Origin of the sequence: Bradyrhizobium sp. sGM-13 (assembly GCF_018398875.1) — a bacterium.
Classification (GTDB): domain Bacteria; phylum Pseudomonadota; class Alphaproteobacteria; order Rhizobiales; family Xanthobacteraceae; genus Bradyrhizobium.
Window position 1 is genome coordinate 1 of sequence record NZ_JAGWDK010000222.1, and the last position, 361, is coordinate 361.

Annotated in this window: 1 pseudogene; it reads left to right on the forward strand. The window is 57.6% G+C overall.

Annotated features, from left to right (window positions below):
• Positions 1-82 precede the first annotated feature (82 nt).
• Positions 83-361, forward strand: a pseudogene (locus KJQ96_RS38860) (IS110 family transposase); the annotation flags it as partial.

The following is a 361-nucleotide window of genomic DNA, read 5'->3' on the forward strand; positions in this document are numbered from 1 at the left end:
TAGATGGGGTGATTGCAGTTGCTGCTCGAAAGGCTCAGCCTGGAAGGGAAGCCGGCGAGCCGGCGGCAGCAGGAGCGGGAACATGAAGCACTATGTCGGTCTGGATGTTTCGCTAAAGGAGACGGCTATCTGTGTTGTGGACGAGAATGGCGTCGTCATTCGCGAGGGCAAAACATTTTCGGAACCGGAGGCTATTGTTGCCTGGCTCAACGAAAGCGGATTGCCCATTGCCAAGGTCGGGATTGAGATTGGTGGTCTCGCTCGTTGGCTGTACGGCGAACTGCGTGCTGCCGGCTTACACGCAGTCTGCATCGATCCCCGAAGACTGCGCGGCGTGACTAGGACGATGCCGATTAAGACC